This is a genomic window from Pseudomonas batumici, from assembly GCF_000820515.1.
GTDB lineage: Bacteria > Pseudomonadota > Gammaproteobacteria > Pseudomonadales > Pseudomonadaceae > Aquipseudomonas > Aquipseudomonas batumici.
Genome location: NZ_JXDG01000046.1, coordinates 1 through 7605, shown reverse-complemented (window position 1 = coordinate 7605; position 7605 = coordinate 1). Strand labels below are relative to the sequence as shown.

Genomic DNA, 7605 nt, shown 5'->3' with positions numbered 1-7605 from the left:
GTAGGTCATCGTCAAGATTAAATTCCAAAACCCCTATCTGCGCACGCAGGTAGGGGTTTTGTTTTTGCGCCGCCGAAATATCCCGGGCACCCTCAAGGGCTTCATCGTCGGAACGCCGTCCGCAGCAAGCCGGCTCCCACAGGCAGGCGCAGCCGGTAAATCTCGAACATAAAAAAACCACCTGTGCAGGTGGTTTTTTTATGTCCGGGATTCACTCCCCGCGATAGATGCAACCGCTGGTGCAGGTCTCATGGATGCGGATGGCCGACAGTTCCGGCAGCAACGGTTTCAACTCCTGCCAGATCCACTTCGCCAGGACCTCGCTGGTGGGGTTCTCAAGGCCGGGAATATCATTCAGGTAGTTGTGGTCCAGGCGCTCATACAGCGGCTTGAAGATGGCCTTGATCTCCGAGAAGTCACGGATCCAGCCGGTATACGGGTCCACCTCGCCGCTCAGGTGAATCGCCACCTTGAACGAATGGCCATGCAGGCGACCGCATTTATGGCCGTCCGGTACGTGGGGCAGCTTGTGGGCGGATTCGAACGTAAACTCTTTGAAGATTTCCACGGTAATGTCAGCTCTGAAGGGTGGCCAGCGCGCAGCCGATAAATGCAGGACGGCAGTTTAACAGCTTGCGCGGCGGCAATCGCATCAAAGCGCCAACAGGCGCTCTCCCAGACGACCATTGTCGACCAGTTCGAGAAACTCGTCACCCAGGCGCCGGCTCTGCTCCATCGCCTTGCGCCAATAGGCCTGGCGTCCCTGGTCGTCGCCCATGTAGCGCTTGAAGTCGTTACGATCGGGCAGCTTGCCATGGGGCAGGCGCGCCAGGTATTCCCGCGAAGGCGCCAGCAGCAGCACATCCTGCAACCGCTCCGGGTTACCCCGGCGCCAGGGCAGGGTCTTGTCGAACCAGCCGGGGATGACCTTGTCGGTGAAATGCGGGTACAGCACCACATCCTCGCCGCTGTAGGGCAGGTCCAGGTGATAGTCCAGCAGTCCACCATCGCGGTAGGTGCCAGTGCCGACCCCGGCGATATCACGCACGCCTTCCATCACCATCGGGATCGAGCCCGAGGCCAGCAGGCCCTGGCGCAGGTTGTCCTCGGCCAGCGGCAGGCAGCGCGACGGAAAGTCCGCGAGTGGCTGAAGGGGAGGGGCCCGTCGCGGATCATGCAGGATGACCCGTTCGAAATGACGCGACAGCCGCGAACGCTTGACCAGGTTGTCGGCGATCACGGACGACAGCCCGAGCCCCAGGCGGCCGCGATGATCCTCGGCGAGCAGACCGTGGCTCTTCACGATCACCACGTTCAGGCGGTAATGGGTGTTGGCCAGGATCGACGCGTCGCGGCCATCGAGCAGGTCATGGAGCATGCGCCGGCAGCTCTGGCTGACCTGTGCCATGGTCACGCCCTTGGCGAAGCTTTGTTCGTTGTAGAGCTGGCCCAGCCGCGTGATGCCCTCGGCGGCATCCGGCAGGCAGGCGCTGGCGAAGCGCCAGGCACCGATGGAGGCACCGATCAGCGAGCGCTCCCGGGGACTGGCCGGCAGCCACTCGCCGAACAGCGCCAGGTCCAGGCCCTGGATGCCGAGGGCCTTGGGCCCGCCGGCCGCACCGGGCAGGGTGCCGACGTCAGCGGCCTTCAAGCCCTGTTCGCGAATGCGCTGCAAGGTCCGCTTGCCGGCCTTGAGGGTCAAGGCGGGAAACTTGATATGGATGGCGGTCATACAGTCCTCGTTCTACCGGGACGGGAATTATAGGGGAGCTTGCGGTCCGCGCCTGTCGTTGCCCTGCAAAAACCGCCAGCCACGGCGGATGACGGTCGGATAAATTCAGGTTCGATTAAGTTGCGACGTCTAGCGTATGGCCTTGCACGGCTCGGTTGATACCGGGTGCAGTGAACGAACGGCGACTTCACTTATCAGATAGAACTGCACGGCGCTCAAGGAGCTGAGCGGGATGTTGAATCGGACGCCATCGGCGGGCAGGTTCTCAAGGATCATCAGGACAGTTAATGACGTTGAATCTGCACGCCTGCACCTTGCTTGCGCTGGCTGCCTTCGGTTGCCAGGCCTGGGCCGGCGACCTGAATCAGGACGAAGCCCTGCGTTTACGCCGCCAGGGCGTCATCATGCCGCTGGAGCAGCTGCTGCAGCAGGCTTTGAGTCACTACCCCGGGGCGAAGCTGCTGGAGGCCGAATTGGTGAGTCGGCATGACGTCTATGTCTATGACGTCGAGCTCCTGACCCAGGCCGGTGTGGTGCGGGATATCGAGCTGGAGGCCAGCAGTGGTCGTTTATTGAAAGACAAGGAAGACGATTGATGCGGCTGTTGTTGGTGGAAGACCATGTTCCCTTGGCGGACGAACTGATTGCCGGCCTCACGCGCCAGGGCTATGCCGTCGACTGGCTGGCCGACGGGCGCGATGCGCTGTTCCAGGGGGCCGTCGAGCCCTACGACCTGATCATTCTCGATCTCGGCCTGCCGGGCTTGCCGGGGCTCGAGGTGCTGCACAAATGGCGCGCCGACAACCTGGCGGTGCCGGTGCTGATTCTCACCGCGCGCGGCTCCTGGGCTGACCGTATCGAAGGGCTCAAGGCCGGTGCCGACGATTACCTGACCAAGCCGTTTCACCCGCAGGAATTGCAGCTGCGGGTCCAGTCGCTGCTGCGCCGGGCCCGTGGCCAGGCCAACCAGCCGACCCTGAAGGCCGCCGGCCTGCACCTGGACGAAGGGCGCCAGTGCGTCAGCCGCGAGGGCGGCGATGTCCAGCTCACGGCAGCCGAATTCCGGCTGTTGCGCTATTTCATGCTGCACCCCGAACAGATCCTCTCGAAAAGCCATCTGGCCGAACATCTCTATGACGGCGAAACCGAGCGTGACTCCAATGTGCTGGAGGTGCATGTCAATCACCTGCGGCGCAAGCTGGGGCGCGCTGTGATCGAAACCCGCCGTGGCCAGGGCTATCGCTTTGGTGGCGCGGCCCGGTGAAGTCGATTCAGCGACGTTTGAGTCTCGGATTGCTCAGTGTATTGCTCGTCGCCGGACTGGTGGTGGCACCGACCAGCCTCTGGCTGTTCGAGCTGGGCCTGCAACGTTATCTGGAGGACGGACTGCATGCCGACAGCGAGAGCCTGCTGGTGGCACTGGTGCGTACCCCACACGGCCTGAAACTGGACGAGCGACGCTTGTCGCCGGCCTACCAACGGCCCTTTTCCGGGCATTACTTTTGTGTCGATTTCGCCGATCAGCACTGGCGCTCGCGTTCGCTCTGGGATCAGGACCTGCCCATCGTCGAGAAGGCCGGGCTGCACGCCAACCTGCAGCTGGGACCGGAAGGGCAGATGCTCCTGGTGCTGCGTTCGGACTACCGGCGCCTGGGCCAATCGATCAGCATCAGCGTGGCCCAGGACTACACGCCGGTGCGCCGCAAATTCCAGCTGATGCAGCGCGTTGGCCTGGGCATCGGCCTGGCGGCGCTGATCGTGATCCTGCTGTTGCAACGGGTCACCGTGCGCCGGGCCTTGCGCCCGTTGGAGAACGCCCGCAAGCAAATTGCCCAGTTGCAACAAGGACGCCGTTCGCAACTCGATACCCAGGTGCCGTTGGAACTGGAACCGCTGGTGTCGCAGGTCAATCGCCTGCTGGCCCACACCGAGGGCAGCCTCAAGCGTTCGCGTGATGCCCTGGGCAATCTCGGTCACGCCCTGAAGACCCCGCTGGCGGTTCTGCTGAGCCTGGCCTCCAGTGCCGAACTTGCGGCTCACCCGCACCTGCGGCAAACCTTGCGTGAACAGCTGGAGCAGATTCAGCAACGCCTGGAACGGGAACTGGGGCGTGCCCGACTGGCGGGGGACACCTTGCCCGGCGCGGCATTCGATTGCGATACGGAACTGCCGGTGCTGTTCTCGACCCTGCGCATGATCCATGGCGAGCACCTGCAGCTGTCCCACGAGGTGCCGAGCGGATTGCAGTTGCCCTGGGATCGCGAGGACCTGCTGGAGCTGCTCGGCAATCTGCTGGACAACGCCTGCAAGTGGGCCGATGCACAGGTGCGCCTGAGTATTGTCGAAGTGTCTGCCGGTTATCGGCTGGGGATCGAGGACGATGGGCCGGGCATCCCGCCGCAGAGTCGGGCGGCGGTGTTCAGCCGGGGCACCCGCCTGGACGAACAGACCCGCGGGCATGGGCTGGGCCTGGGTATCGTGCGCGATATCGTCGAGGCCTGGGGCGGTGACTTGCGCTTGTCGAGCAGCCCGCTGGGCGGGCTGCTCGTGACGGTCGACGTACCGCGCCGCTAGGGTCCGTACGGAGCCTAGACGCGGAACTGATCCATCAGGCCTTGCTGCTGGTTCGCCAGGCTGTTGAGCGACTGGCTGACCCGCGCCGACTCATTGGCCTGTCCGGACAGCGACTCGGTGACGTCGCGAATGGTCGCCACGTTGTGGTTGATTTCCTCGGCCACCGCGCTCTGTTCTTCCGCCGCGCTGGCGATCTGCAGGTTCATGTCGGTGATCACCGTCACGGCGTCGCCGATCTGCTGCAGCGCGGTCACCGCCTGGCTGACCTGCTCGACACTGCCTTGCGCCTGACGATGGCTGTTGCCCATGGAGGTGACCACTTCCTGGGTCCCGCTCTGCAGCTGCTCGATGACCTGGCGGGTTTCCTCCACCGACTCCTGGGTGCGTCGCGCCAGGTTGCGCACTTCATCGGCGACCACCGCAAAGCCGCGTCCGGCTTCACCCGCCCGGGCGGCCTCGATGGCGGCGTTGAGGGCCAGCAGGTTGGTCTGCTCGGCAATGGCGCGAATCACTTCCAGCACCGAGCCGATCTTCTCGCTGTTGGCCGCCAGCCCTTCGACCTGCACCATGGCCTGGCTCATGTCGGCGGCCAGGTGACCGATGCTGCTGGTGGTGCGGTCGATCACCGTCAGGCCCTGGCGCGTGGCCTGGTCGGCATCGCGCGCCGCGTGGGCGGCTTGGGCGGCACTGCGGGCAACGTCCTGGGCGGTGGCGCTCATTTCATGGGAAGCGGTGGCCACCTGGTCGACCTGACGATACTGCTGCTCCATACCGGCGCTGGTCTGGCTGGCGATGGCGGCGGACTGGTCGGCGGTCCCGCGAGCATCCTGGACCGAGCGCTTGACCTCGGCGATCACCGGTTGCAGTTTGTCGAGGAAACGGTTGAACCAGCCGGCCAACTGGCCCAGTTCGTCGCGCTTGGCATAGTTCAGGCGGCGGGTCAGGTCACCTTCGCCGCTGGCAATGTCTTCGAGCATGTGCGCCACGCCCAGGATCGGCCGGGTCACGCTGCGGGCCATCAGCCAGACCAGCAGCAGGCCGACCACCGCGGCCAGCAGGCCAAGGCTCAGTTCGACCAGGGTACCGGCGGCATTGCGCTCGTCGAGTTGGCCCTTGAGTGTCTCGGCCGGTCCCACCAGGACCTTTTCCGGGATGTCCAGCAGCACGCCCCAGGACTTGCCGCCGGGGATCGGCTGGAACGGCGCGAGGATCTTCAACCGGTCCTGTTCGCGCTCGCTGCGTGTCGCGCCCAGGGTGGACAGTGTGTGGGTCAGGGCGGCACCGTTGACGGGATCGACCTGCTCCAGGCGCTTGCTCAACTGGCTCGCGTCCGGACTGTAGCCGGCCAGCAGGCCGACCGGGCTGAGGATGCTGACGCTGGTCTGGCCGTCATAGAGCTTCTTGCTGGCCTGCTGGCTGAGCGCTTGCAGGCTGTTGAGGTTGATGTCCACCGACAGCGAGGCAATCACTTTGCCCTCGACCATCAACGGGAAGACGATGCTGGTCATCAGCACGTTCTGGCCATCGATCTGGTAGAAGTAGGGTTCGATCACGCAGGGTTTGAGGGTACTGCGCGGGCAGGTGAACCAGGCGTTGTTCGGTTCGCCGCTGGGGCCGCGGCTGGTATCGGCCATGTCGCTCTCCGGCAGCGGCATGGAGGTCAGCTTGCCCGGGGTTGGCTGCGACCAGTAGAGCGCGAAGCGGCCCTTTTCATTGCTGCCCACCTCCTTCTGGCCGGCGAACAGCTCATCCTTGCCGTCCAGCGCATTGGCTTCGAACACCAGGGACAGGCCGAGCAGGTCCGGGTTGGCTTGCAGTGCGGACTTCACCTGGCGGGTCAGGTCCTCGCGCAGGTCGAAGGCATCGAGAAAGCGTTTTTCCGCCTGTTCGCGCAGGAACAGCACCTGGCGGGCAAAGCCGTTGCCGTATTGGTAGGCGTCCATGAACTGACGACGAATGATCAACGCCTGCACTTCGCCCTGGGCTTCGATCCGCGCCTGGGCCGCTTCATTGAGCATCTCCATGCTCGAGGCTTTCACCAGTTGCGAGCTGTGTTCCATCCGATAGAGGGAAAGCCCCACCAGCAAGGTCACCACGCCCAGCAGGCTGAGTCCGGCGAGCAGGGTGATTTTCCACTGGATGGAAAGTTGTCTGAGCGGCATGAAGTGACATCCTTGATCGAGGCAAGAGAAGGCGAAAGGTTGACGGCTTGAGGTTTTTTATTTGTTTAATCGTTCAATTAAAAATAAGCAAGGTCTTTCGGTGAACGGCTATTTCACTGGAAAAACATAGGGTTATTGAACGGGGCGAGGCCGTCCCACGCTGGCCGTGAGTGTGGGGGGAGGGAGAATAGCGTCAACCCGTCATGGGCAGATATCCGCAGTGCGTCATTTGCGTGTATCAATAGCCTCTCAGCTCAATTTTGCCCGTCCCAAGCCGTTAACCTGTTGACTGTCTTCCCTATAAGAGAGAACCCTCATGCGCCTGAGCCTGAAGACCAAAGTCGTGTCCCTCGCCGTACTGCCGGTATTGCTCTGCGCCCTGGTGATCAGCCTGACCATGGTTTGGATATTGCAGAACCAGGCCCGGGATGAAGTGGAGGAAACCCGTCAGCGTCTGCTCTCGGAAGCCAAGGTGACCTTGCAGAACTACGTCAACCTGGCGCTGACCGCGATCAAGCCGCTCTACGATGCGTCGGCCCCGGGCGACATGGCGGCGCGGGCCCAGGCGGTGAAACTGCTGTCGAGCATCAAGTATGGCAAGGACGGTTACTTTTTCGGCACCGACTCGCAGATCGTGCGGGTGTTCAAGAGCGACAACCCCAGCGGTGTCGGCCAGAACTTCAACGACGCCCGCGACCCGAATGGCGTCTACTACACGCGTGAGCTGGTCCGGGTCGCCAAGGACGGTACCCATTACCTGAGATACAGCGCGTCGCTGGCCACCAACGAGCAGGTCCTGGTACCCAAGATCGCCTATACCGAATTTCTGCCCAAGTGGGACATGGCCATCGGTACCTTCGTCAACCTCGATGGCATCGACGCCCAGGTCGCGGAGGTGGAGGCCAAGGTCCATCAGCGCATGGAAGGGGTGATCCTGAGCATCTTCGGGATCGCCCTGGTGGTGCTGTTGGTGATCGCAGTCCTCGGGGCCCTGATGGCCAATACCATTTTGCGTCCGTTGCAATTGATGAAGCACAGCCTGGACGATATCGCGGCCGGGGAGGGGGATCTGACGCGGCGCCTGGCGATCACCAGCCAGGACGAACTGGGGCAGTTGGCCGGTTCCTTCAACCGCTT

At 63.3% G+C, this 7605-nt stretch carries 6 protein-coding genes and 3 pseudogenes; 5 read left to right on the top strand and 4 right to left on the bottom strand.

The features are described from left to right. Positions 1 to 211 precede the first annotated feature (211 nt). Complete coding sequence (queD, locus tag UCMB321_RS17995; protein WP_084615094.1) at positions 212 to 568, bottom strand: 6-carboxytetrahydropterin synthase QueD; 357 nt, start codon at positions 566 to 568, stop codon at positions 212 to 214. 84 nt (positions 569 to 652) lie between these two features. Beyond that, positions 653 to 1732 (bottom strand): hypothetical protein, encoded by a 1080-nt coding sequence (locus UCMB321_RS17990; protein WP_040069393.1) that lies wholly within the window; start codon positions 1730 to 1732, stop codon positions 653 to 655. Between the two features lie 180 nt (positions 1733 to 1912). Between UCMB321_RS17990 and UCMB321_RS31480 the strand changes: the two are divergent. The 4 genes and pseudogenes from UCMB321_RS31480 to UCMB321_RS17975 all read left to right on the top strand — a co-directional run. Further along, positions 1913 to 2020 (top strand): annotated as a pseudogene (locus UCMB321_RS31480) (PepSY domain-containing protein); the annotation flags it as partial. Then, the gene (locus tag UCMB321_RS17985) at positions 2020 to 2328 is read left to right on the top strand and encodes a PepSY domain-containing protein (RefSeq protein WP_040069391.1); all 309 of its coding nucleotides are present in this window, start codon (positions 2020 to 2022) and stop codon (positions 2326 to 2328) included. The pseudogene UCMB321_RS31480 and the gene UCMB321_RS17985, both read left to right, overlap by 1 nt. Next, the gene (locus UCMB321_RS17980; RefSeq protein WP_040069389.1) at positions 2328 to 2996 is read left to right on the top strand and encodes a response regulator transcription factor; all 669 of its coding nucleotides are present in this window, start codon (positions 2328 to 2330) and stop codon (positions 2994 to 2996) included. Before UCMB321_RS17985 ends, UCMB321_RS17980 begins: the two co-directional genes overlap by 1 nt. Beyond that, positions 2993 to 4306 carry a sensor histidine kinase gene (locus UCMB321_RS17975; protein WP_040069388.1) on the top strand — a complete coding sequence of 438 codons (1314 nt, stop codon included), beginning with the start codon at positions 2993 to 2995 and terminating at the stop codon, positions 4304 to 4306. The genes UCMB321_RS17980 and UCMB321_RS17975 overlap by 4 nt, the downstream gene beginning before the upstream one ends. A gap of 14 nt (positions 4307 to 4320) precedes the next feature. Here the strand turns inward: UCMB321_RS17975 and UCMB321_RS31810 are convergent. Both UCMB321_RS31810 and UCMB321_RS31805 read right to left on the bottom strand, forming a co-directional pair. Further along, a pseudogene (locus UCMB321_RS31810) lies at positions 4321 to 4833 on the bottom strand (methyl-accepting chemotaxis protein); the annotation flags it as partial. Between the two features lie 345 nt (positions 4834 to 5178). Then, a pseudogene (locus tag UCMB321_RS31805) lies at positions 5179 to 6249 on the bottom strand (methyl-accepting chemotaxis protein); the annotation flags it as partial. A 535-nt stretch (positions 6250 to 6784) separates the two neighbouring features. On the opposite strand from UCMB321_RS31805, the gene UCMB321_RS17965 reads away from it, so the two are divergent. Continuing rightward, positions 6785 to 7605: cache domain-containing protein (locus UCMB321_RS17965; RefSeq protein ID WP_040069386.1), on the top strand; the 821-nt coding region annotated here is incomplete at its 3' end.

Bases quoted from the DNA above. Each gene is read 5' to 3' on its own strand.
- UCMB321_RS17990 (WP_040069393.1), bottom strand. From the start codon at position 1,732: ATGACCGCCATCCATATCAAGTTTCCCGCCTTGACCCTCAAGGCCGGC.
- UCMB321_RS17985 (WP_040069391.1), top strand. From the start codon at position 2,020: ATGACGTTGAATCTGCACGCCTGCACCTTGCTTGCGCTGGCTGCCTTC.
- UCMB321_RS17980 (WP_040069389.1), top strand. From the start codon at position 2,328: ATGCGGCTGTTGTTGGTGGAAGACCATGTTCCCTTGGCGGACGAACTG.